General features: G+C 68.4%; 16 protein-coding genes. 9 read left to right on the top strand and 7 right to left on the bottom strand.

Annotation, left to right across the window (positions count from 1 at the left end; all coding sequences use genetic code 11):
- Positions 1–50 precede the first annotated feature (50 nt).
- Both ACFVVC_RS08615 and ACFVVC_RS08610 read left to right on the top strand, forming a co-directional pair.
- Positions 51–977, top strand: coding sequence for an AEC family transporter (locus ACFVVC_RS08615; protein ID WP_387451376.1), 927 nt, complete (start codon positions 51–53; stop codon positions 975–977).
- Positions 978–1,011: 34 nt separating this feature from the next.
- Positions 1,012–2,145 (top strand): FAD-dependent oxidoreductase, encoded by a 1,134-nt coding sequence (locus tag ACFVVC_RS08610; RefSeq protein ID WP_387451373.1) that lies wholly within the window; start codon positions 1,012–1,014, stop codon positions 2,143–2,145.
- Between the two features lie 13 nt (positions 2,146–2,158).
- On the opposite strand, the gene ACFVVC_RS08605 is transcribed toward ACFVVC_RS08610, so the two are convergent.
- The 3 genes from ACFVVC_RS08605 to ACFVVC_RS08595 all read right to left on the bottom strand — a co-directional run bounded on the left by ACFVVC_RS08605 (position 2,159) and on the right by ACFVVC_RS08595 (position 7,516).
- Positions 2,159–3,625 carry an MFS transporter gene (locus ACFVVC_RS08605; protein WP_387451370.1) on the bottom strand — a complete coding sequence of 489 codons (1,467 nt, stop codon included), beginning with the start codon at positions 3,623–3,625 and terminating at the stop codon, positions 2,159–2,161.
- A 65-nt stretch (positions 3,626–3,690) separates the two neighbouring features.
- Positions 3,691–6,321, bottom strand: a complete 2,631-nt coding sequence (locus ACFVVC_RS08600; RefSeq protein WP_387451367.1) for a trehalase-like domain-containing protein — start codon at positions 6,319–6,321, stop codon at positions 3,691–3,693.
- A gap of 199 nt (positions 6,322–6,520) precedes the next feature.
- Positions 6,521–7,516, bottom strand: a complete 996-nt coding sequence (locus ACFVVC_RS08595) for an LLM class flavin-dependent oxidoreductase (protein ID WP_387451364.1) — start codon at positions 7,514–7,516, stop codon at positions 6,521–6,523.
- Positions 7,517–7,659: 143 nt separating this feature from the next.
- On the opposite strand from ACFVVC_RS08595, the gene ACFVVC_RS08590 reads away from it, so the two are divergent.
- The 3 genes from ACFVVC_RS08590 (at position 7,660) to ACFVVC_RS08580 (ending at position 10,504) form a co-directional block, all read left to right on the top strand.
- Positions 7,660–8,532 (top strand): aldo/keto reductase, encoded by an 873-nt coding sequence (locus ACFVVC_RS08590; protein WP_387451361.1) that lies wholly within the window; start codon positions 7,660–7,662, stop codon positions 8,530–8,532.
- Between the two features lie 24 nt (positions 8,533–8,556).
- Positions 8,557–9,255 carry a type 1 glutamine amidotransferase domain-containing protein gene (locus tag ACFVVC_RS08585; RefSeq protein WP_387451358.1) on the top strand — a complete coding sequence of 233 codons (699 nt, stop codon included), beginning with the start codon at positions 8,557–8,559 and terminating at the stop codon, positions 9,253–9,255.
- Between the two features lie 268 nt (positions 9,256–9,523).
- The gene (locus ACFVVC_RS08580) at positions 9,524–10,504 is read left to right on the top strand and encodes an ABC transporter substrate-binding protein (RefSeq protein WP_387451356.1); all 981 of its coding nucleotides are present in this window, start codon (positions 9,524–9,526) and stop codon (positions 10,502–10,504) included.
- A 77-nt stretch (positions 10,505–10,581) separates the two neighbouring features.
- Here the strand turns inward: ACFVVC_RS08580 and ACFVVC_RS08575 are convergent, their stop codons facing one another.
- Entirely contained in the window at positions 10,582–11,280 is a 699-nt protein-coding gene (locus ACFVVC_RS08575; protein ID WP_387451353.1) for a maleylpyruvate isomerase family mycothiol-dependent enzyme, read from the bottom strand.
- A gap of 328 nt (positions 11,281–11,608) precedes the next feature.
- Here ACFVVC_RS08575 and ACFVVC_RS08570 point away from each other — a divergent pair, with 328 nt between their 5' ends.
- The 4 genes from ACFVVC_RS08570 (at position 11,609) to catC (ending at position 15,396) form a co-directional block, all read left to right on the top strand.
- Entirely contained in the window at positions 11,609–12,979 is a 1,371-nt protein-coding gene (locus tag ACFVVC_RS08570) for an MFS transporter (protein ID WP_387451350.1), read from the top strand.
- Positions 12,980–13,059: 80 nt separating this feature from the next.
- The gene (locus ACFVVC_RS08565; RefSeq protein WP_387451347.1) at positions 13,060–13,992 is read left to right on the top strand and encodes a LysR substrate-binding domain-containing protein; all 933 of its coding nucleotides are present in this window, start codon (positions 13,060–13,062) and stop codon (positions 13,990–13,992) included.
- The gene (locus ACFVVC_RS08560; protein WP_387451344.1) at positions 13,989–15,089 is read left to right on the top strand and encodes a mandelate racemase/muconate lactonizing enzyme family protein; all 1,101 of its coding nucleotides are present in this window, start codon (positions 13,989–13,991) and stop codon (positions 15,087–15,089) included. The genes ACFVVC_RS08565 and ACFVVC_RS08560 overlap by 4 nt, the downstream gene beginning before the upstream one ends.
- 28 nt (positions 15,090–15,117) lie before the next feature.
- Positions 15,118–15,396, top strand: coding sequence for a muconolactone Delta-isomerase (gene catC, locus ACFVVC_RS08555; RefSeq protein WP_141159042.1), 279 nt, complete (start codon positions 15,118–15,120; stop codon positions 15,394–15,396).
- A gap of 5 nt (positions 15,397–15,401) precedes the next feature.
- Here catC and ACFVVC_RS08550 read toward each other — a convergent pair whose 3' ends face one another.
- Genes ACFVVC_RS08550 through benC form a run of 3 tightly spaced genes read right to left on the bottom strand, consistent with a single transcriptional unit; the run spans position 15,402 to position 20,691 of the window.
- Positions 15,402–18,233 (bottom strand): AAA family ATPase, encoded by a 2,832-nt coding sequence (locus ACFVVC_RS08550; RefSeq protein ID WP_387451341.1) that lies wholly within the window; start codon positions 18,231–18,233, stop codon positions 15,402–15,404.
- 59 nt (positions 18,234–18,292) lie between these two features.
- Positions 18,293–19,120 (bottom strand): 1,6-dihydroxycyclohexa-2,4-diene-1-carboxylate dehydrogenase, encoded by an 828-nt coding sequence (locus ACFVVC_RS08545; protein ID WP_387451338.1) that lies wholly within the window; start codon positions 19,118–19,120, stop codon positions 18,293–18,295.
- Positions 19,120–20,691 (bottom strand): benzoate 1,2-dioxygenase electron transfer component BenC, encoded by a 1,572-nt coding sequence (benC, locus tag ACFVVC_RS08540; protein WP_387451335.1) that lies wholly within the window; start codon positions 20,689–20,691, stop codon positions 19,120–19,122. The genes ACFVVC_RS08545 and benC overlap by 1 nt, the downstream gene beginning before the upstream one ends.
- Positions 20,692–20,802: the final 111 nt, after the last annotated feature.

Here is a 20,802-nt window from a genome sequence, read left to right as displayed (position 1 = left end):
CGGAGCGTGAAGTCCGGTAGACGCTCCCGCCGCGGCCGCGGAGGGATCCCGTGCTAGGGGTCCTGGCAGGATTCTTCGTGGTCTGGTGCATCATCCTGGTGGGGTGGTTCGTCGGCCGGCAAAAAATCCTCGGCGAGAACGCCCGGCCGGTGCTGAGCGGCCTGACCTTCTTCGTGGCAAGCCCGGCGCTGCTCTTTGAAACGCTGAGCAAGGCACGGCTCCAGGAAGTCTTTGCCCAGCCGCTGCTGGTGACTGCGGTGGCCGCGATCACCACAGCGTCGATTTTCTTCCTGATTGCACGGTTCTGGCTCAAGCGGGCCCTCCCGGAATCACTGATGTCCGCCATGTCCGCCTCGCTGGCGAACTCCGCCAACCTGGGTATTCCCATCGCGGTATATGTCCTGGGTGACGCCAGCTACGTGGCGCCACTGCTGATCTTCCAGCTGGCCTTCTTCACCCCGATGTTCCTCATGGTCCTCGATTCAAGCACCAGCGCCCACCGCACCACTCCCCTGCGGTTCGTGCTCATGATCCTGCGGAACCCGATGATCGTCGGGTCCGCCTTGGGCCTGGTGGTGGCCGGCACCGGATTCCAGGTCCCGCCGCTGGTGATGGAACCCATCCACCTGATCGGGGGCGCCGCGATTCCCGCCATGCTGATCGCGTTCGGGATGAGCCTGAACGGCACCCGCCCCTTGCAGGCTTCCGCCGGACGCCGCGTGGACACCTTGCTGGCGAGTGGCTTCAAGCTCGCCGTCCAGCCGGCCCTCGCGTACGTTTTCGCCCGCTTCGCGCTGGGGATGGACGGCCACGCCCTCTTCGCGGTGGTGGTCACTTCGGCGCTGCCCACAGCCCAGAACGTCTTCGTTGCCGCCAGCCGGTACAAGACCGGGCTCACCGTGGCCAAGGACACCGTGCTGATCACTACCGTCGTGGCCGTACCCGCGATGATCGGCGTCGCGCTCCTGTTGGCCTAGCTTCCTGACCGCACCACCCCAGCTTGGAGGGCTGATGAATACCAATCTTGACACCGTGGTGATCGGCGGCGGCGCCATGGGCTCCGCTGCCGCCTGGGCGCTCTCCCGCCGCGGCCGGCAGGTGACATTGGTGGAGCAGTTTGGCCCCGGGCACAAGATCGGCGCCTCGCACGGCGCCACCCGGAACCTGAATCCGGGCTACCACCAGCCGGACTACGTGGCCATGCTGGCCGAGGGACTGTCGCTGTGGGACGAGCTGGAGCAGGAGAGCGGTATCCAATTGCTGGCGCGCACGGGCATCGTCACCCACGGGCCCGGCTTCGACCCCCAGCAGGTGGCCGCGGCGCTTGAGTCGGCAGGGATCCGCGCCGAGTTCCTGGCGCCGGCGGAAGCCGGTGAGCGGTGGCGCGGCATCCGCTTCGACCGGCAGGTCCTGCACATGCCCGACAGCGGCCAGCTCAATCCGGAGGCCGCGCTTCCCGTGTTCCAGCAGCTGGCGGCGGCCCGGGGCGCCGAGATCCGGCACCACACCAGGGTGGTGGACTTCAAGGTGTTCGACGACGGCGTGCGGCTGACGCTCGAATCCGCCGGAGGCACCGAGGTGGTCACCGCAGCCCAGGCCGTGGTGACCGCGGGCGGCTGGACGGAGAAGCTGCTGGCCACCGCTGCCGGGGACGATGCGACCGGCATGCGGATCCCGAAATTGCGGGTCACGCAGGAGCAGCCGGCGCATTTCCGGGTGGCAGACGCCGGGGCGGTATGGCCGGGGTTCAACCACTACCCGGGCCCGGACTACCAGGGCTGGTACTCCCCCGTGTACGGCATGCAGACTCCCGGCGAAGGCATCAAGGCCGGCTGGCACGGTGTTGGACCTGTGGTGGATCCGGACCACCGGGACTTCCTGCCGGAACCGGCCCAGCTCGCCGCGTTGCAGGCGTACGCGCGGGACTGGCTGCCGGGCGTCGACGCGGAGCAGTTCGAGGCCATCAGCTGCACCTACACCACCACCCCGGATGAGGACTTCGTCCTGGACCGGGTGGGGCCGGTGGTGATTGGCGCAGGGTTCTCCGGCCATGGATTCAAGTTCACGCCGGTGATCGGCCGGATCCTGGCGGACCTTGCCACCGGGACCCGCGACGCACCGGCCATCTTCCGGGCGTCCCGCTAGCTGCGGCTTCCCGCTAGTTCGGGCTGTTCTCGGCACTGCTGGGGACCGGCTGCTCTTTGGCCTTTCCGGCATCGCCTGCCTTCACGGCCGGCATGGCCAGGACCGCTGCCACGGTGAGCAGCCCGGCCGCCAGCGCCGCCAGGAACACGGCCCCGGACGCGGCCACCACCGTGGCGGGGTCGGTATCGCCGCCGCTGCTGGCGCCGTAGATGGAGTTGGCCACGGCACCGAAGACGGCCACGCCCAGGGCGCTGCCGATGGACCGGGCAAACATGTTGGTGCTGGTCACCACGCCGCGTTCGTGCCAGGGCACGCTGGACTGGGCGGCGATGAGCGTGGGCGTGGCCAGCAGGCCCAGGCCGAGCCCGACGACGAAGCAGCTGATGGCGATCAGCGCCACGTTGGGTGATCGGGCAGTGAGCGACAGGATCAGCAGGCCCGCCACGGAAATGGTGATGCCGATCAGGGCCGTGGATTTGAAGCCGATCCGCAGGTAGAACTTGCCGGCCTGTGAGGCACTGAGGGGCCAGCCGAGGGTCAGCGCGGCGAGCGCCAGGCCGGCCACCAGCGGCGAGGAGGACAGTGCGCCTTCCAGGTAAGTGGGCACGTAGGAGGTCAGGCCGATCATGACGGACCCGACCCCGAAGGACACCAGGGTGGTGGTGGCCAGCAGGCGCCGCGACACCACCCAGGAAGGCAGGATGGGCTCCGCCGCGCGCCGCTCCACCAGGAGGAACGCGACCAGCAGCACGGCACCCACCGCGAACACGCCAATGCTGATGGGCGAGTTCCATGCCCACGCCTGGCCGCCTTGCAGGGCGCCGAGGATCAACAGGCCCAGGGATCCTGCCAGCAGCACGGCGCCGGCAAAATCCACCTTGTGCTTGGCCCGTTCCACGTCCTCGTGGAGGGTGCGGACCAGCATCCAGCCGGCCAGCAGGCAGAGCGGCACGTTGACCAGGAAGATGCCGCGCCAGATACCCAGTGCGGAGAAGATGCCGCCCAGGCTGGGACCCACCACCGAGGACACCGCCCATACGCTGGCCAGGTAGCCCTGGACCTTGGCGCGTTCCTGCAGGGTGTAGATGTCGCCGGCGATGGTCACGGATACCGGCAGCACCGCCCCGGCGCCGAGTCCCTGCAGGGCCCGGAAGGCAATCAGGGAGGGCATGCTCCATGCCAGGCCGCAGAGGACCGAGCCAAGCAGGAACAAGCCAATACCGGTGAGGATGATGGGCTTGCGGCCGGTCATGTCGGACAGCTTGCCGTAGATGGGCACCGAGACCGCCTGCGCGAGCAGGTAGGCGGAGAAGAGCCAGGGGAAGGAGGAGAACCCGCCCACGTCGCGGACGATCGACGGTACGGCGGTGGCGACGATGGTGGAGTCGATGGCCACCAGTCCGGTGGACAGCATCAAAGCGATGAGAATCGGGCCCCGTTCGGAACGGAACCCCACTCCCTGGGCGCGGGCAGTCATCATCAGTCTCGTTTCAGTCTTTTCGGGTCCCTGCTACCTCCACTCTAGGTACCCGCGACGGAAGCGGACTACCGCTTGCCCTGGTGTGCGTCCAGGAGCCGGGCGCAGCGGATGAATCCCAGGTGCGAGTACGCCTGCGGGTGGTTGCCGAGGTGGGTTTCAGTGCCGGGATCGTATTCCTCCGGGAGCAGCCCGGTGGGGCCGAAGAGGTTCACCAACTGGTCGAACAGGTCCCAGGCCTCGTCGATGCGGCCCACGGCCACGTATGCCTCGATCAGCCAGGTGGTGCAGATGTGGAACCCGCCCTCCAGGCCCGGCAGGCCGTCGTCGTACCGGTAACGGAACACGGTGGGGCCCACCCGGAGTTCGCGTTCGACGGCGGTGACGGTATCCAGGAAGCGTTGGTCCGTGACGTCCAGCAGGCCCGAGAGTCCGATGTGCAGGACGGCGGCGTCGAGGTCCGGGCTGTCGTAGGCCACGGTGTAGGACCTGGCCGTTTCGTCCCAGCCCTCGCGCAGGACCTCGTCGCGGATGGTTGCCGCCGTCGGCGCCCAGGCCGGGTCCGGCTGCCGGCCGTGGCGGGCCGCTGTGCGCAGCGCCCGGTCCAGGGTGACCCAGCACATCACTTTCGAATAGACGTGGTGGCGGGCTGCGCGCCGGGCCTCCCAGATCCCGTGGTCCGGTTCGTGCCAGCGGGCCAGGACGGCCGATGCCATCTGCACCATCAGGTCCCAGTGGGCGTCGTCCAGCGCGCCCTCCCGCCTGCTCAGCGCATGGATCAGTTCGGCGACCGGCCCAAAAACGTCCAGCTGGACCTGGTGGTCCGCCGCATTGCCGATCCGCACCGGCCGGGACCCCGCGTACCCCGGCAGGCTGTCGACGACGGCTTCCGTGGAGAGCGGTGCGCCGGTCACCGAGTACAGGGGGTGCAGCCATTCGGGGCCGGGGGCGTGTTCGAGGATGCGGCCCAGCCAGTCCAGGAAACCCGCGGCCTCGGCGGTGGAGCCCAGGTCCACCAGCGCATTGACCGTCATGGAACCGTCGCGCAGCCAGCAGTAGCGGTAGTCCCAGTTCCGTGTTCCGCCGATGCCCTCGGGCAGGGACGTGGTGGGCGCGGCGAGGACGGCGCCCGTGGGCTCGTGGACCAGGGCGCGGAGCACCAGGGCTGAGCGCCGCACCAGGGAAGGCTTGACGGAGGGCAGGGCGAGGTCCTGCACCCACTGGCGCGAGTGCAAGGCCACCCCCGCCCGGCGCTCCATCTCGCCGTTGGGATCCGCAGGCTGCGGGTCCGTATCGCCGCAGCGCAGGTTCAACACCACGGGGCCGTCCTGCAGGTTCACGGACGCCGTGGCCGTGGCATGGATGCCGTCGGAGGCGATGCTGAAGGTCACCCCCGGCGCGGACAGGATGATGGGCTCGGAGGTTCCCACGACATGCAGTTCCTCGCCGCGGGACTCCATGCTGAACGGGGCGTTGGCATAGTCCGGCCGGGGTGCGAAGGTGATCCTCGCGGCGCCGTGGCCGGAGAGCACCCGCACCAGGCTGGTGATGCCGTCCGCGGCAGGCTCCAGGTAGTCGGTCACCGTCACGTCCGCCCACCGGGTTTCGACGATCATGGTGCTGTCCACATACCGCTGGCCGAGCACCTGGGAGGCTTTGACCGGTTCGACGGAAAAGTGGCCGGCGGCGTCGCCGCCCAGGATATGGGCAAACAGGGATCCGGAGTCCGGCAGCGGGTGGCTCATCCAGCAGACCTTCGCGTCCGGGGTCAGCAGCGCGGTGGAGGAGCCGTTGCCGATCATCGAGTGCCGTTCCAGGCCGACGGCGTCCTCCCCGAACAGCCAGGCCCGGCGCAGTTCGAAGAGGAGGGCCAGGACGCGGGCGAAGGCTTCGGGGTCGCGGACGCGGTGTGCGGCGGCGGTCTCGCCGGGCCCGACCCGCAGCCCCAGGTCCGGTCCGCGGAGGGTGGCGATGGCCAGTTCGTCGCTGTAGGCGTCACCGGCGAACATGGCGGCGCTGGCGCCGAGCCGGGAGCGGAGGCTCTCCAGCGCCTCGGCCTTCGATGGTTCCACCACGGAAAGGTCCAGCACGGAGCCGTCCACGATGAAGAACAGGCCATGGAGGCGGGCGATTTCCCGGGCGGTTTCCGTGACCGATTCCACCACCTCCGGCGGCGCGGGCCGGGTGTGGACGGAAACAGCCACGGGCTTGCGTTCGATCCAGATGCCCTCCTGGAAGCCCACGGCCTCGTTGAGGGCGGCGTTGACCTTGAGCAGGACGGATTCGGTGGCCAGGCTCTGGGCATGCGCGAAACCCATGTCCGACTCCGCACCGTGCGACCCGATCAGGTGGACCTCCACGGGCAGCCGGGACACCGCCGCCAGGTCGCGCAGTGACCGGCCGGAAATGATCGCTGCATGCGTGTTGGGCAGGGCCGCCAGGGCGCGGAGGGCGATGGCCGCGTTGCCCAGGGGCAGGATCTCCGTGGAGATGCCCTCGGCCTCGCAGAGCGTCCCGCCGTAGTTGCAGGCCACCAGCAGGGACGGAACGCGGGCAAGGACCTTGAGTTCGGCCAGCAGCGCGGGGGTGAGCCCGTTGTCCGCGGCATCGGACTGGATGAAGGCGCGGAGCATGTCCAGCGGGAGCGAGCGGGTGAGCAGCGCGGATTCCGCCACGCTTTGGTTCAACGGCGTAGGCATCCAGGTACCCCTTCGAGGCAGGACCAGGCCGGGAACTCAGCCGCTGGATCGCCTGCGGACTACCGGTTGGTGCCCCGCCCGGAATCCCAGCAATCCCTGACGGGGCAGTACCCATCATCAGCCGCGGGGGTTTCCCCCGAAAGTCGCTTTTATTGCGTCCGTGTAAAAGCCGCGGACAGGGCCGCTGGCGGCGAAACCCTCAGGCACCCACCCGGGCCAGTCCGGCGGCCTCGGCCAGCAGCTCGACGGAGCGCAGCCGCGCCTCGGTGCCGGTGCTCTGGTGCGCCACGATGAGTTCGTCGGCGTCGGCGTGCTTGCCGAAATCGGCCAGGTAGTCCACCACTGCGTCCGGGGTCCCCACGGCGGAGTAGCGCATCATCTGGGCGACGTGCTGTCCTTGCGGGGAGTCCAGGACCATGTCCGCCTCGTCGTCGGTGAACTCCCGGCCCCCGCCGAAGAACAGCGAGACGCGGGCGCGTTTGGTGGCCTGGAACATGGCCTGGGCCTCGGCGGCGGAGTCGGCGGCGATCACGTTGACGCCGGCGATCACGTGCGGCGCGTCCAGCTGTGCGGAAGGCTTGAACTCGCGGCGGTAGATGGCCACGGCGTCCTGAAGGGCGGCGGGGGCAAAGTGCGAGGCGAACGCGTACGGGAGGCCCAGCTGCGCGGCGAGGCGGGCACCGAACAGGGACGAGCCCAGGATGTACAGCGGCACGTTGGTTCCCTTGCCCGGGGTGGCCTCGACGCCCTGGATGCGGGTGGGGCCGGTCAGGTAGCCCTGCAGTTCCAGGACGTCCTGCGGGAAGCTGTCCGCGGACATGGGGTCCCGGCGCAGGGCGCGCATGGTGTTCTGGTCACTGCCCGGTGCCCGCCCCAGGCCCAGGTCGATCCGGCCGGGGTGCAGGGTTTCGAGGGTTCCGAACTGCTCCGCGATGGTGAGCGGCGAGTGGTTGGGCAGCATGATGCCGCCGGCGCCCAGCCGGATGCTTTCGGTGTGGGCGGCCACGTGGGCGATCAGCACGCTGGTGGCGGAGGAGGCGATGGAGGACATGTTGTGGTGCTCCGCGTACCAGACCCGCCGGTATCCGAGCTTCTCCGCGCTCTGCGCCATGGCCACGCTGCCCGCGAAGCTCTCCGCCGCCGTCTGGCCTTTGCCGATGGTTGCCAGGTCAAGGATGGAGAGGGGAAGAGTCACGTCAGGTGCCGGCCTTTCAAAAAAACGTTTCGTAGGGTGTGCCGGCCGGATAGCGGCGGGCACTCAATGGATAACGACGGCGGGCCCCGGCTTATTTCTGTGAGCTGCGGAATACTCAGCACGCTGATGATGTTGCCGCCCCTATGAGCCAAGATTCAACGAAGCAGCTGGAACTGTCCGCAACGATCGACCTCAAGGACCTGGGAACCGTGCACCGGCTCGGGTTTGGTGCCATGCGCATCGTCGGCGACGGGGTGTGGGGCGAGCCCGCCGACCGCGCCGCCGCCGTGGCCGTGGTGCGCCGCGCCGTCGAGCTCGGCGTGGATTTCATCGACACCGCCGACTCCTACGGCCCCAACATCAGCGAGGAAATCATCGCGGAGGCCCTGCACCCGTACAAGGCAGGCCTCAAGGTTGCCACCAAGGTGGGCTTCACCCGCACCGGGCCCAACAAGTGGATCCCGGTGGGGCGTCCTGAATACCTGCGCCAGCAGACGGAACTGAGCCTGCGGAAGCTGAAGGTGGACACCCTGGACCTGCTGCAGCTGCACCGGATCGACCCCAAGGTGGACGCCGAGGAGCAGTTCGGTGTGCTGCGCGAACTGCAGGACGAGGGCAAGGTCCGCGCCCTGGGCTTGTCGCAGGTGAGCGTGGCGGAGCTGGAGGCAGCCGGAAAGCACTTCACCGTCTCCACGGTCCAGAACCGCTACAACCTGACCGACCGGTCCTCGGAGGACGTGCTGCGGTACTCGGAGGAGAACGGCATCGGCTTCATCCCGTGGGCGCCCATTTCCGCGGGCGAGCTCGCCAAGCCGGGCGGACCGCTGGATGAAGCCGCCAAGCGCCTCGGTGCCACCACCTCCCAGGTGGCCCTCGCCTGGCTGCTGCGCCGCTCCCCGGTGATGATGCCCATCCCCGGCACCGGTTCCGTGCCCCACCTCGAAGAAAACATGGCCGCCGCCGGCATCACGCTCGACGACGAGACATACGCCGAGCTCGAAGCCGCCGGTAAGTAGAAACCCAACGACAGGAGAAACACCATGGCAAACATCCTGATGGTCGTCTCGGCCGCCGATTCCCTCACCATGAAGGACGGCAGCGAACACCCCACCGGCTACTGGGCGGAGGAGCTGGTGGTATCCCACCAGGTGCTGACCGAGGCCGGGAACACCGTCCACATCGCAACCCCCGGCGGCCGGAAGCCAACGGTGGACCAGGTGAGCCTGGCCCCCGAATCGGCGGGCGGCGAGGACCGCGCGCAGGGCTTCCGTGACTACCTGGCCAAGATCGACGGCGAGCTGGCGCACCCGCTGGTCCTCGCCGACGTCGACATCAACGGCTATGACGCCGTGGTGATGCCCGGCGGCCACGGCCCCATGGCCGACCTGTTCAAGGACGCCGACCTGGGCCGCCTGCTGGTGGCAGCCAACAAGGACGGGAAGGTCATCGCACCGTTCTGCCATGGCCCGGCCGGGCTGCTCAGTGCAACGGACGACGACGGCGGGTTCGCTTTCAAGGGCCGGCGCCTGACGGTCTTCACCAACGAGGAAGAACTCGGCGGCGGCACCGGCGAGAACACCCCGTGGCTGGTGGAGGACGCGCTCAAGGACAAGGGTGCCGTGGTGGAGAACGGGGCCGCCTGGTCTTCCAACGTGGTGCGGGACGGCAACCTCATCACCGGGCAGAACCCGCAGTCCAGCGAGGCCGTGGCCAAGGAAGTCCTGGCCGCGCTGTCCTAAGGACCCGGCGCCAACCCTGGGGCAACAAACGAGGGGACCAGTTCGCAGTGGACTGGTCCCCTTTTTTGCGTGCCGCGGGCGCCTCGAAGGTGCGTGCCGCGGGCGCCGGGAGCGGCCCGGAATGTGACCGCCGCGGTCCTCCGGTTAACCGCCGTTACTCCCTGTATCTCCGGGTTTCGCGGCCTTTGGTTCCCCCGGCGGGGCTGCCGGATAGTTGCTGCAACGCGCACATTCCGCTGTATCCCCACCCACCTCCAAGGAGGAACCATTGGCCATCAAACCCAAGCCGTCCGCCGTCGTGGCGCTCACCGTCGCAGCGCTGCTGGGGCTGTCCGCCTGCGCCGATCCGGGCGCCTCGGCGGCGACAGCACCGTCGTCGTCATCCACCGCCAGCGCCGCGGGCAAGACCTTCAACCTGTCACCGCAGCAGGACCGCTTCCCGGTGACCAAGGACGCCGCGGCAGCGGCCCTGGTACCTGAGGCAGTCAAGGCCGACGGCAAGCTCACCGTGGTGACCACTGGCGGCGCGGCGCCGTTGAGCCTGTTCGCCACGGACAACAAGACCCTGATCGGCAGCGAGGTGGACATCGCCTACGCCGTGGGCGGGGCCCTGGGACTGGACGTCGAGGTCCTGCCCGTCGCCTGGGCGGACTGGCCGCTGGGCATCGAATCTTCCAAGTACGAGGCCGTGCTGTCCAACGTGACCGTCACCGAAGCGCGCAAGGAAAAGTTCGACTTCGCCACCTACCGCAACGACCTGCTGGGCTTCTACGCCAAGAGCGACTCCACCATTGGGGAGGTCAAGGAAGCCAAGGATGTGGCGGGCAAGCGGATCATCGTGGGCTCGGGCACCAACCAGGAAGCGATCCTGGTGCGGTGGGACGAGGAGAACAAGAAGAACGGCCTGGCGCCGGTCCAGTTCCAGTATTACGACGACGATTCCGCCTCAAGCCTGGCTCTCCAGTCCGGACGTGCGGACCTGACCTTCGGTCCCAACGCCGCTGCGGCGTACAAGTCCGCGCAGGACGGGAAGACCAAGCAGGTGGGCACGTTGAACGGCGGCTGGCCGCTGACGGCGCAGATCGCCTTCACCACCAAGAAGGGCAACGGCCTGGCGGTTGCCGCCCAGGCTGCGCTGAACCACTTGATCGAGGATGGCACCTACGCCAAGATCCTGGACCGCTGGGGCCTCTCCTCCGAGGCCATCCAGAAGTCCGAACTGAACCCGGCGGGCCTGCCCAAGAAGTAGGCGGCCTGCCGACGAAGGAATCCCCGCCGGGTGTCCCCAGCAGTCCGCTGGTGCCCGGCGGGGATTCTTCTTTTGCTTTACCAGGCCGGCAGCACGGGCACCGGGCCTGCCGCCTCAACATCTTCGGCGTCCCCGCGTGCCAGCCATTTCAGGAGGCCCTCCCGGTCCGACTCAACCCGCAGGCCGCCGTCACCGATCACCCACTCGTCGCGTTCCTCGGTAACCAGCGTCATCCCCGGCGCGCCCTTGGCCCGCATGGCACGTACCACGGCCTCAATGGCGTTCAACAGCGAATCGGGGTCGGCCTCCTCGATGGTCCACGCGGTGTCCAGGTCGTGGTGGTGCACCACCACCTCGGCAATCCGCAACGCCACAATGGACGTGGCCGGCAGCCCCCGGCCACCCACCTTTACTTCCGGTGCCACAAGATCCCCGGTCAACCGCTGGGCTTCACCGGCGAAAGCGGCGGCCGAGTCCCGCACTTCAGCCAGGAGTTCCTCCCGTGGCAGGGCCGCAAGGGCGGCAATGGCCTGCGAGCGCGCTTCAGGGGACGCGTACAGCTGTTGTTCCTCCCCGGAGGTGGCCCAGTCGATCAACCCCACCAGGGCGCGTCCGCTGGATGCGACGTGGGCGATGACGTGGGCACGGGTCCACCCTTCGCACAGCGAAGGAGCAGCCAGCTCTTCATCGGACAAGGAGGAGACGGTGGCCAGGAACATATCCGTCTCCCGGCCCAGGCGGGAGAGGTCTGAGTGCAGCCGTGCTGGATTGATCATTCCGCCAGCCTAACCGCGGCGCCATGACCCCGGCCATGGTTACGGTCCGACTGGTTCATACCGGCCGCGTATGGACTAAGACCGTCCCTGCCACCGCCGCCAGCAAGCCACTACCGCCGGGCGCATTTGGCCTGTTCCCGCCGGATCCATCGCAAATACAGCCCCTTTGATATGCGGAAACGGAACAATGCACCCCCGGCGTGAAACCGGGCATTTCCCTCATATGCCGTGCGTCACAATGCCTGTCAGGCTGGGTTGCCGAGGCCCGGCGCGGATCCATCCGAATGCTGCGGCGCCTCCATACCCGCCCCCTGAAAGGACCTGCGCCATGACGCTGCCGCACCCCCAATCCACAATCTCCGGAAACCCGGGAAAGGAGACCCGGACAGCCAACTGGGTGGCCTTCGTCATCTGCGCTGCCCTCCTATTTGATGGCTACGACCTGGTGGTCTACGGCACCGTCCTTCCGGGACTTCTCGCGGACGCGGGCCAAATCGGTCATTTCGATGCGGCCACCGCCGGGCTCCTCGGATCCTGGGCCCTGATCGGTGTGCTGGTGGGGTCGCTGGCCTGCGGCGCCGTTGGTGATTTCTTCGGCCGCCGCCGGCTCATGCTTGCCGGCATCGCCTGGTTCTCCCTGGGCATGTTCGCCACCGCCCTCGCCACGGACGTCACCGCCTTCGGCGCCCTCCGGTTCGCCACGGGCTTGGGCCTGGGCGTCGTCATCGCCAGCGCCGGCGCTACGATGGCGGAATTCGCACCCTCGGGAAGGCGGCAGTTCTACAACGCGATCGTCTACTCCGGGGTCCCCGCGGGCGGCGTGCTGGCGTCCGTCCTGGGCATCGCATTCCTGGACAGCATCGGTTGGCGCGGCCTCTTCATCATCGGAGCCCTGCCCCTCCTGGTCATCCTGCCCATTGCATGGCGGAAGCTTCCGGAATCCCCGCGGTGGCTGCTGGCCCGGGGCCGGGAAGAGGAAGCCCTGGCCGCTGCCTGGCGCACCGGGGTGCCTCTCGCCGAAGAGCAGGTAATCCGGGAGGCCGGCGCCGCCCCGCGGAAGTCCGGGTTCGCCGCCGTCTTCTCCCGCCAGTTCGCCGCGGCATCCATCCTGCTGGGACTGATGTCCTTCTGCGGACTCCTCCTGACCTACGGGCTCAACACCTGGCTGCCCAAGATTATGGAAGGCTACGGCTACGGCCGGACCTACGCCCTCTTTTTCCCGCTGGCCCTGAACCTCGGTGCCGTGGTGGGCGGACTGGTCGCCTCCCGGATGGCCGATCGGAACGGACCGCAGCGGGTCATTGCTGCCACGTTTGCCCTGGCCACCATCTCCCTGGGACTGATGACCTTCAGCTTCCCGTTGCCGCTGCTCTTCACCTTCATCGCCACCGCAGGGGTGGGAACCCTGGGCACCCAGGTACTGATTTACGGTTTCCAGTCCAACTACTTCACCACCAATGCCCGCGCCGCCGGCGTTGCCTGGTGCGCCAGCGTGGGCCGGCTGGGCGGGGTGCTGGGTCCGATCATCGGTGGCTGGCTGGCCGCGGCGGGGATCGGCGGGGCAACAGCCTTCTACATTTACGGAGCGGTGGCCCTGCTCGGCGGCGCCGTCACCATCCTGGTACCGCGCCAGCACCAGCTGGTGGAAGCCAAGCCCGCGGCGGAAGAGCAGCAAGATTACGTCGAAAAAGTATCTTAGTTCTCACCTTTATGGTTATTCTATGAATCAATGAGGCCGCACCGCGCTTCACCCCGAATGGCTCAAGAGGTGGCACCGCAATGGAGATCCGGCAGCTGAACTACTTCATTGCGGTAGCGGAGGAGCGCCACTTCGGCAGGGCGGCAAGGCGCCTGCACATGGCGCAGCCACCCTTGTCGCAGCAGATCCGCCAGCTGGAGGACCAGCTGGGTGTCCAGCTCCTCAACCGCACCACGCGCCGGGTGGACCTGACGGCGGCGGGCCAGCTCCTGCTGGACCGCGGCCGCCAGATCGTCAACGACGTCGAGACGCTCCGGGCGGATGTCTACCAGGTGGGCAAAGGTGCCACCGGCGTCCTCCGGGTGGGGTTCTCGGGCTCGGCGACCTATGGCGTCATGCCGCGGATCGCGCGGCTCACCAAACAGGTCCTTCCCGGCCTGTCGCTGGCGCTGAACGGAGAGATGCTGACGCCCTCCATGGAGGCGGGGCTGCGGAACGGGACCCTGGACGCGGCTCTGCTGCGTCCCCCCGTTGCGTCCGAGGAGATCGACTACCGCGTCGTCACCCAGGAGCCGCTCGTCGTCGCGCTTCCCTCCTTCAGCGCCCTGGCGGTGGACCGCCCCGTGGCCATGCACGAACTGCAGGACCAGGACTTCATCGCCTACTCACCGGAGTCCGTGCTGAACCGCATTACCTCGGACCTCTGCCGCCAGGCAGGCTTCCAGCCCCGGATCACCCAAGTGGTGGGGGAAACATCCACAATGCTGGCGTTCGTGGCCGCGGGCGGCGGCGTCGCCGTCATGCCGTCCAGCGTGCGTGCCTTCCAGCTCGACGGCGTCGCGTACCGGGAGATTGACAACGTTCCCCCGGTGGAACTCGCTGTCGCCTGGCTGCGCGGCCAACGCTCGGCGCTGTTGCAAAACTTCCTGGACATCGTGGCCACGGCCACCGCTGACTCCTCCGCTCCCGCCGGCACCCCCGCTCCCGCTGATGAAAGGCCCCTCCCATCATGAAGATCGCAGCCATCGAGGCGATCCCCTACTCGATCCCGTACCGCCATCCGCTCCATTTCGCCTCCGGCTCCGTGCACGAGGCCGACCACGTCCTGGTCCGCGTCCACACCGATGACGGCGTCATGGGAACCGCGGACACCCCGCCCCGCCCGTACACCTACGGTGAGACGCAAAAGTCCATCGTGGCGGTGGTGCAGGATGTCTTCGCCCCGCAGCTGGTGGGCATTGACGTCTTTGACCGGGAAAAGATCCAGGCCGTGATGGCGCGGACCATCCACAACCAGACGGCCAAGGGCGCGGTGGACATTGCCGTGTGGGACGTCATCGGCAAGGCCCTGGGGCAGCCCGTGACCAAGCTGCTGGGCGGCTACACCGACTCGCTCCGCGTCTCCCACATGCTCGGATTCAAACCCGCCAAGGAGCTCCTGGCCTTGGCCGTGGAGTTCCGGGAAACCTACGGCATCAACACCTTCAAGCTGAAGACCGGCCGCCGCCCGCTGAACCTGGACATCGAGGCCGCCAAAGTGCTGCGGGAGGGCCTGGGCGAGGACGCCGAACTGTACATGGACGCCAACCGCGGCTGGACAGCCAACGAGGCCGCCGAGGTGCTGCGCCGCACTGCCGATCTCGGGCTGCAGTTCCTTGAGGAACCGGACGACGCCCGGGAAGTCCTAGGCCGCCGCCGCCTGGTTACCAATTCCCCCATCCCCATTGCCGCGGACGAATCCGCCGCCAACCTGGGCGAAGCTGCCCGCGAAATCCTCACCGGCGGGGCCAACCTGCTGTCCGTCAAGACCGCCCGGTCCGGCTTCACCGAAGCCGCCAAGATTGTTGGCATGGCCGAGGGCATGGGCATCGACGTCTACATCGGCAACCAGATCGACACGCAGGTGGGCACCGCGGCCTCCGTGGTGTTCGGAGCAGCCTTCGCCCACACCGCCAAGCGTGCGGCAGAGCTGTCCAACTACCTTGATATGACCGATGACCTGCTGGCCCAGCCGCTGGCCATCACGGGCGGCCGGATCCACGTTCCCGAAGGTCCCGGCGCGGGCACCGACGTGGACGACGACAAGCTCGCCCGCTACCGCACCGACTGACACCCGTCCCTTCCACCGAGAGGTCACCATGAAGTACCTGGTCCACATGGACGTCAACCTGCCCGCCGGCATGCCCGCCGAAGAAGCCGCCGGAATCAAGGCCAAGGAGAAGGCCTACTCCCAGGAACTGCAGCGGTCCGGCAAATGGCCCGAAATCTGGCGGGTGGTGGGCGAATACGCCAACTACTCCATCTTCGACGTCGAATCGAACGACGAGCTCCACGGGATCCTGCAAGACCTTCCCCTGTTCCCGTACATGGACATCACCGTGGTCCCGCTGGCCAAGCACCCCTCAGACGTGAAGTAGCCGCGTCAGTCCTTGGCCCGGAACGCGGCCGCAAGTTCGCTGCGCGACCGGATTCCCATCTTCCGGTACAGCCGCGTGAGGTGGTACTGCACCGTCTTTTCGGCCAGGAACAGGGCCCGGGCCGCTTCCTTGTTGGTTGCCCCGGCGGCCACCAGCTCGGCCACGGCCTGTTCCTGGGCGGTGAGCTGTTGATGGTGGCTCCCTACCGAAGAAAGCACCGGGTCCGCCGGGTCGGGCAGGTTCCCGACGTCCAGGCCGGTGGCCTTCAGCTCTCGGTCGCACCGTTCCACATAGGTGGCCGCGCCGAGGGTGTCGTACAGGTCCCGCGCCGCGCGCAGCACCGATGACGCCAGCCGGCGCTTTCCGGCCCGGCGCATGCTTTGCCCGAACGCGAAACTGATCCGCGCCCGCAGATAGGGGCGGTTGAGCCCGCGGAGGTGTCCCAGCGCCGCCTCGAAGTACTCCCTTGCCGTGTCCGGGTCCCCCTGCGCGGCCAGCAGCCGGCCCCTGGCCCACGCCACGCGGGCCAGGTCGGAGGGGACTTCCCGCTCGCGGTGCACTCCCTCGAACGCGGTAAGGAACGTATCGGCGGCATCGAGCTTGTCCGTCATGACCAGCGCGTTGACGTAGGTGTCCTGCCACGGCCAGAAGGACACCCTCTGATCGGTCCAGGGGTCCAGTTCGGTCAGTGGCTGCAGGGCGGCCAGGGCACTTTCGTAGTCCGCCCGTGCCTCGTGGAAGCGGGCGCGTGCCAGGCTGGCGGGGACCTGCATGGCCCGGTAGGTTCCCGGCTGCACCGCTGCCTGCGAGACGTAGTACCGTGCCCGGTCCCAGTCGCCCCGCATGGACCACAGCTCGGCGGCCGTCCAATACAGCAGCGGCCGGATCAGCGGCATCCGCGAGGTCTCCAGCCGTACGCTGGCCCGGGAGATGGTGGCGGCGGCCGCGTCCCAGTTGCCCAGCACAAGGTGGGTACGGGCCAGCCATGCCTCGGCCCACAGGGAAATCCGCAGCGATCCCCCGCGGTACTCGGTGGGGGCGGCCGACTCAAAATTCACCAGCGCGGATTCGGCGTTGTCCAGCCGCAGGGCCAGCCAGCCGGCGCCCATCTGGACCCGCTGCTTCTGGGCATTCTCGGCCGCCTGGGCGGAGGCCCGCTGGTAGGAGGCCTCGGCGTCGGCTATCCGGCCCTGGGCGTACAGGCCCAGGCCGTAGATGGCTTCCGACTCGATGTGCGCGGGCGTTCCGGGTTCCGTCAGGGCCATGGCGCGTTCGGCCCAGCCGGTGATCATCGGACCGTCCCAGGACGCCACCCCGTGGAGCACGAAGCGCTGGGCCACCTGTGCTGCCGCTACGGGTTCATGCTGCGGATTGCTGGTCCGCCAGGCCATCTCCAGCTGGCTTTCGGCGCTGTCGTTCTGGCCTGACACCGTGGACAGGTACCCCAGCACCGAGGAGCGCAGGGGCGACGGCGGCAGGGCATCCACCGCCCCGGCCCAGGCCTGCGCCTGGGCCACGTTGCCGGAGCCCACCAGGGCGTCAACGGCTTTCAGGAGCCGGAGGTTCCGGGCGCGGATATCGGGAGACAGCCGCGAGGCGGAGAACAGCGCGGTGGAGGCATCCTGCCATGCGCCCACCGTCGCCTGCCGCCGCGCGAACTCTTCCAGTTCGGCCGCCAGGGTTTCGTCTGCGGCCGGGGTGGCTGCAACCCGGTGGCCCAACTGTTCGCCCTCGGACTGGACAACCTCGGCGGCCTTCCGGTGCAGGGCAATGCGCCGGCTGGGGACGATCTGTTCGTAAACGGCTTCCGCGGTGCCGGGCTCCAGGAAAGCGACGGCGGAGCGGGACTGGTCCACGGACAGTCCCAGCAGCCCGGCGCGGTGCCCCTCATCCAGTGCCGGCATGACAGATTCCAGGCCGCCCACCCTGGCCACCTCAGCCAGGCCCGCGCCGGGGCCGAGCACCGAGGTGGCTTCCGCGGCGGCCACCAGGGCGGGGGACGCGGCCGCCAGGACGCTCCGGACCCTGGCGCGTACCCGGGAAGTAGGCGGCAGGGAAGGGAACCACGACTGCCAGGTCTCCGGGGGCAGCTCACGGAGCAGCTCCACGATGGACCGGGCTATCCCGCCGGTGTGCGTCACCAGCCCATGGGCCGCCGTCGCGCTGAGGTCCAGGCCGAACAGGCTCCGTGCCACGTCCTGGACCTGCTGGGGCGAGAGGGGTTCCAGCGGAATGCGGACCACCTGGTGGCCGGTAAGGAAATCGAGCACGCCGGCGGGGACACGGGGAGCGTCCACGGGGTTGAGGGTCAGCAGGAACAGGACCCGCTTGTCGTGCAGCCTGCGCATGACGAAGGTGAGGATGCGCAGGCTCTCCTCGTCGAGCTTGTGGACGTCGTCGACGGCGACCACCACGCTGCCGTGCGTCTGCAGGCCTTCGAGATGGGTGCTGAGGGTGGAGGCGTAGTTGACCACCTGGTCCGGGGTCAGGGAGGCGACGGGCCCCGGCGCCAGGGCGGCGCCGCCGTCGTAATTCTTTGCCGTCCGAAGCGGAAGGGTCCGCATCAGCTGGGAGTAGCCGGCCAGGGCGAACTGCGCCTCCCAGTCGTCCCCCATGGCGGACAGCACGCGGACGCCACGGGCGGCCGTCCGGCAGTGGTCCAGGAAGAGTTCCAGGAGCGCGGTTTTGCCGGACCCCGACGGCCCCGACAGGACGACGGTTCCCACCTTGCCCTTGCGGACGGTGCGGAGGATGTCCAGCAGCTGTTCGAACGCCGCCACCCGGCCCGCCAGCGGGAAGTCCTCCGCGATTTCGCCCTGGGTGGAGCCCGCTGTCATGGCCGCAATCCTACCGGAGCGGCCCGGGCGCCCTTGGTGCCGCGCGTCCAGCACCTGCCCTACCCCAGGTCGCCGCCGGCCACCGGGAGGATGCTGCCGGTCAGGTAGGACGCCTCGTCCGAGGCAAGGAACACGATGGGCGCCGCCTGCTCGTCCAGGGTGCCGTAGCGCTTCAGGAACGAGGAGTCCACCGTCTGGTCAACAATGGTTTGGTACCAGTCCTTCTCGGTGGCGGATTCGGCCTCCGGCCCGCGCTTGACCTTCCGCGGCGGCGCTTCCGTGCCGCCCGGGGCGGTGGCCACCACCCGGATGCCGTGCCCGGCCACCTCCATGGCCAGCGACTGGGTCAGGGCGTTCACGCCACCCTTCGCCGCGGCATAGGGGACCCGGTGCATTCCCCTGGTGGCTACCGAGGAGACGTTCACGATCGTGCCGGAGCCCTGCTCCATCATGGCCGGCAGGACCGCCCGGCAGGTCCAGAGCGTGGGGAAGAGCGAGCGGCGGATTTCCTTCTCGATCTTGTCCTCGTCGTACTCCTGGTAGGGGCGGGCCCAGATGGTGCCGCCCACGTTGTTGACCAGCACGTCCACGCGGCCGTGGGCCGCGAGTGCGGCCTTGATGGCCTGGGTGGCGCCGGCGAAGGTTTCCAGGTCCGCGGTGACGGATGTGGCCGAGCCACCAGAGCCAGAGGCTTTGGCGGCCTGGTCGATGCTGCGGGCAACGTCGTGCACCAGGTCCGCGCGGTCCACCAGGACCACGGCGCCGCCCTCGGCGCCGATGCGTTCGGCCACCTTCTGGCCGATCCCCTGGGCGGCACCGGTGACGACAGCGACCTTGCCGCCGAACCTGCCCGGGGTCACGTATTGCCCGGCGTACGGAGCAGCCATCAGTGTGCGGCCTTGGCGTCGATGGCCCCGACCATGGTCCCCTTGGCATCCTGGGCATGGGCCATGATGATTTCGCGCAGCCTGGCTTTGTCTCCGCGTTCAAAGGCGTCGACGACGTCGAGGTGGTCCTGCGTGACGCGCTCGAAGATCGGCGTGCCGGCTTCGAAGGCCGCGGCCATCTGGGCGTGGACGTCCAGGCGGCGGTAGGACTCCAGGAGCATCGGGTTGTCGCAGATCATGAAGAGGTACTCGTGGAATTCCTCGTTGGTGCGCGCAAACCCGTCGGGATCGGTGATGTTCCCGTCTTGCACCGAACCGGTGGTGGCTTCGGCCAGGCGGCGGAACTGGCGCAGCTGCTCCTCGCTGAGCCGTCCCAGCAGCAGTTCGCTGACCGCAAGCTCCAGGCCCATGCGGGCGTCCAGCTGGGCGAAGCTGTCCTCCTTGCGGAAATCCAGCCGGCCGGTCTCCAGCGAGGACACGGCTTCGCCGCGTGTCATGGTGTCGCCGTCGGCTTGGATTTTCTCAATCGGAGCCGGGGCGCCCGTTTCGGCGTCGCCTCCGGTGGTTTCCTTCGGCGCGAACCGTTCGAAGTAGAAGTTGGCGGGCTTGATGCCTTCGGTGTCCAGCCATTTGGAGACGGCATTGACCATGGGCGGCGGGCCGCAGAGGTAGATGTCCACGTCGCCCTCGTTGAGGTGCTTCGGTTCGATGATCTGGGTGACGTAGCCGGTGTGCGGGGCGGAGGTGCCGGGCTCGGAGGCGATGTAGTCCCAGGTGAAGCCGGGCAGCTTCGCTTCGTAGGCGCGGAGCCAGTCCAGGCCGACGATGTCCGCCTCGCGGGTGAGCCCGTAGATCAGGTGGACCGGGCTGGAGGGGGGGTTTTCGGCGAGCTTTTCCAGGATGGACAGGAGCGGGGCCAGCCCGGTGCCGCCGGCCAGGAGCAGCAGGGGCCGCTTGGGCTCGCGCAGGAAAAAGGATCCGTACGGGCCGGTGAAGTCGATGGCGTCGCCTACCCCGGCGCGGTCGCGCAGGTACTCGGACATGGCGCCCTGCGGAGTTACCCGGACCATGAAGGACGCGTCCTGGACCTCGGGGCCGCTGCTGAAGGAGTAGGAGCGCTCGGCGTCGGTGCCGGGGACCTTGAGGTTGACGTACTGTCCGGGGAGGAAGGCCAGCGCGTCGCGGTTATCCACCTCAAGGGTGAAGGACACGGTGGTGTCGGTGTGCCGGTTGAGCTCCTTGATGGTGGAGGTGAAGGTGGCGGCTGCCGTCTTCGCCGATTCGGACGTCGCCGGGATCTGGATGGCGAGGTCGGACTCCGGCACGGCCTGGCAGGTGAGCAGGTAGCCCTTTTCGAGTTCCTCCTCCGTCATGGCGTCGTCGATGAAGTCGCCCGGGTCGAAGGATCCGGAATCACAGAACGCCTTGCAGGTGCCGCACGCGCCGTCGCGGCAGTCCGACGGAATGTTGATCCGCGCTTTGTAGGCCGCGTCCATGACGGTCTCATAGTCGCCGACCTTGATGACTTTGGTAACGCCATCTTCGAAGCTGAGGGCTACTTTGTGGCCCATGGGGTCCTCCTGACTAGGCGGGCGCGTCGTCGCGTCCGGGGAAAGTTCTGGCGTGCCCGGCGGGCACAAGGGGGGTAGCTGCCGTGCGGGCGCCCGTACGTCCCGGGCGCC

The sequence above is a fragment of the Pseudarthrobacter sp. NPDC058196 genome (genome assembly GCF_042882685.1).
GTDB lineage: Bacteria > Actinomycetota > Actinomycetes > Actinomycetales > Micrococcaceae > Arthrobacter.
The sequence above is the reverse complement of the archived record's forward strand: the minus strand, read 5'-3'. Positions and strand labels throughout refer to the sequence as shown.

Bases quoted from the DNA above. Each gene is read 5' to 3' on its own strand.
- ACFVVC_RS08550 (WP_387451341.1), bottom strand. From the start codon at position 18,233: ATGACAGCGGGCTCCACCCAGGGCGAAATCGCGGAGGACTTCCCGCTG.
- ACFVVC_RS08560 (WP_387451344.1), top strand. From the start codon at position 13,989: ATGAAGATCGCAGCCATCGAGGCGATCCCCTACTCGATCCCGTACCGC.
- ACFVVC_RS08585 (WP_387451358.1), top strand. From the start codon at position 8,557: ATGGCAAACATCCTGATGGTCGTCTCGGCCGCCGATTCCCTCACCATG.
- benC (WP_387451335.1), bottom strand. From the start codon at position 20,691: ATGGGCCACAAAGTAGCCCTCAGCTTCGAAGATGGCGTTACCAAAGTC.
- ACFVVC_RS08575 (WP_387451353.1), bottom strand. From the start codon at position 11,280: ATGATCAATCCAGCACGGCTGCACTCAGACCTCTCCCGCCTGGGCCGG.
- ACFVVC_RS08600 (WP_387451367.1), bottom strand. From the start codon at position 6,321: ATGCCTACGCCGTTGAACCAAAGCGTGGCGGAATCCGCGCTGCTCACC.
- catC (WP_141159042.1), top strand. From the start codon at position 15,118: ATGAAGTACCTGGTCCACATGGACGTCAACCTGCCCGCCGGCATGCCC.
- ACFVVC_RS08605 (WP_387451370.1), bottom strand. From the start codon at position 3,625: ATGATGACTGCCCGCGCCCAGGGAGTGGGGTTCCGTTCCGAACGGGGC.
- ACFVVC_RS08610 (WP_387451373.1), top strand. From the start codon at position 1,012: ATGAATACCAATCTTGACACCGTGGTGATCGGCGGCGGCGCCATGGGC.
- ACFVVC_RS08565 (WP_387451347.1), top strand. From the start codon at position 13,060: ATGGAGATCCGGCAGCTGAACTACTTCATTGCGGTAGCGGAGGAGCGC.
- ACFVVC_RS08590 (WP_387451361.1), top strand. From the start codon at position 7,660: ATGAGCCAAGATTCAACGAAGCAGCTGGAACTGTCCGCAACGATCGAC.
- ACFVVC_RS08570 (WP_387451350.1), top strand. From the start codon at position 11,609: ATGACGCTGCCGCACCCCCAATCCACAATCTCCGGAAACCCGGGAAAG.
- ACFVVC_RS08545 (WP_387451338.1), bottom strand. From the start codon at position 19,120: ATGGCTGCTCCGTACGCCGGGCAATACGTGACCCCGGGCAGGTTCGGC.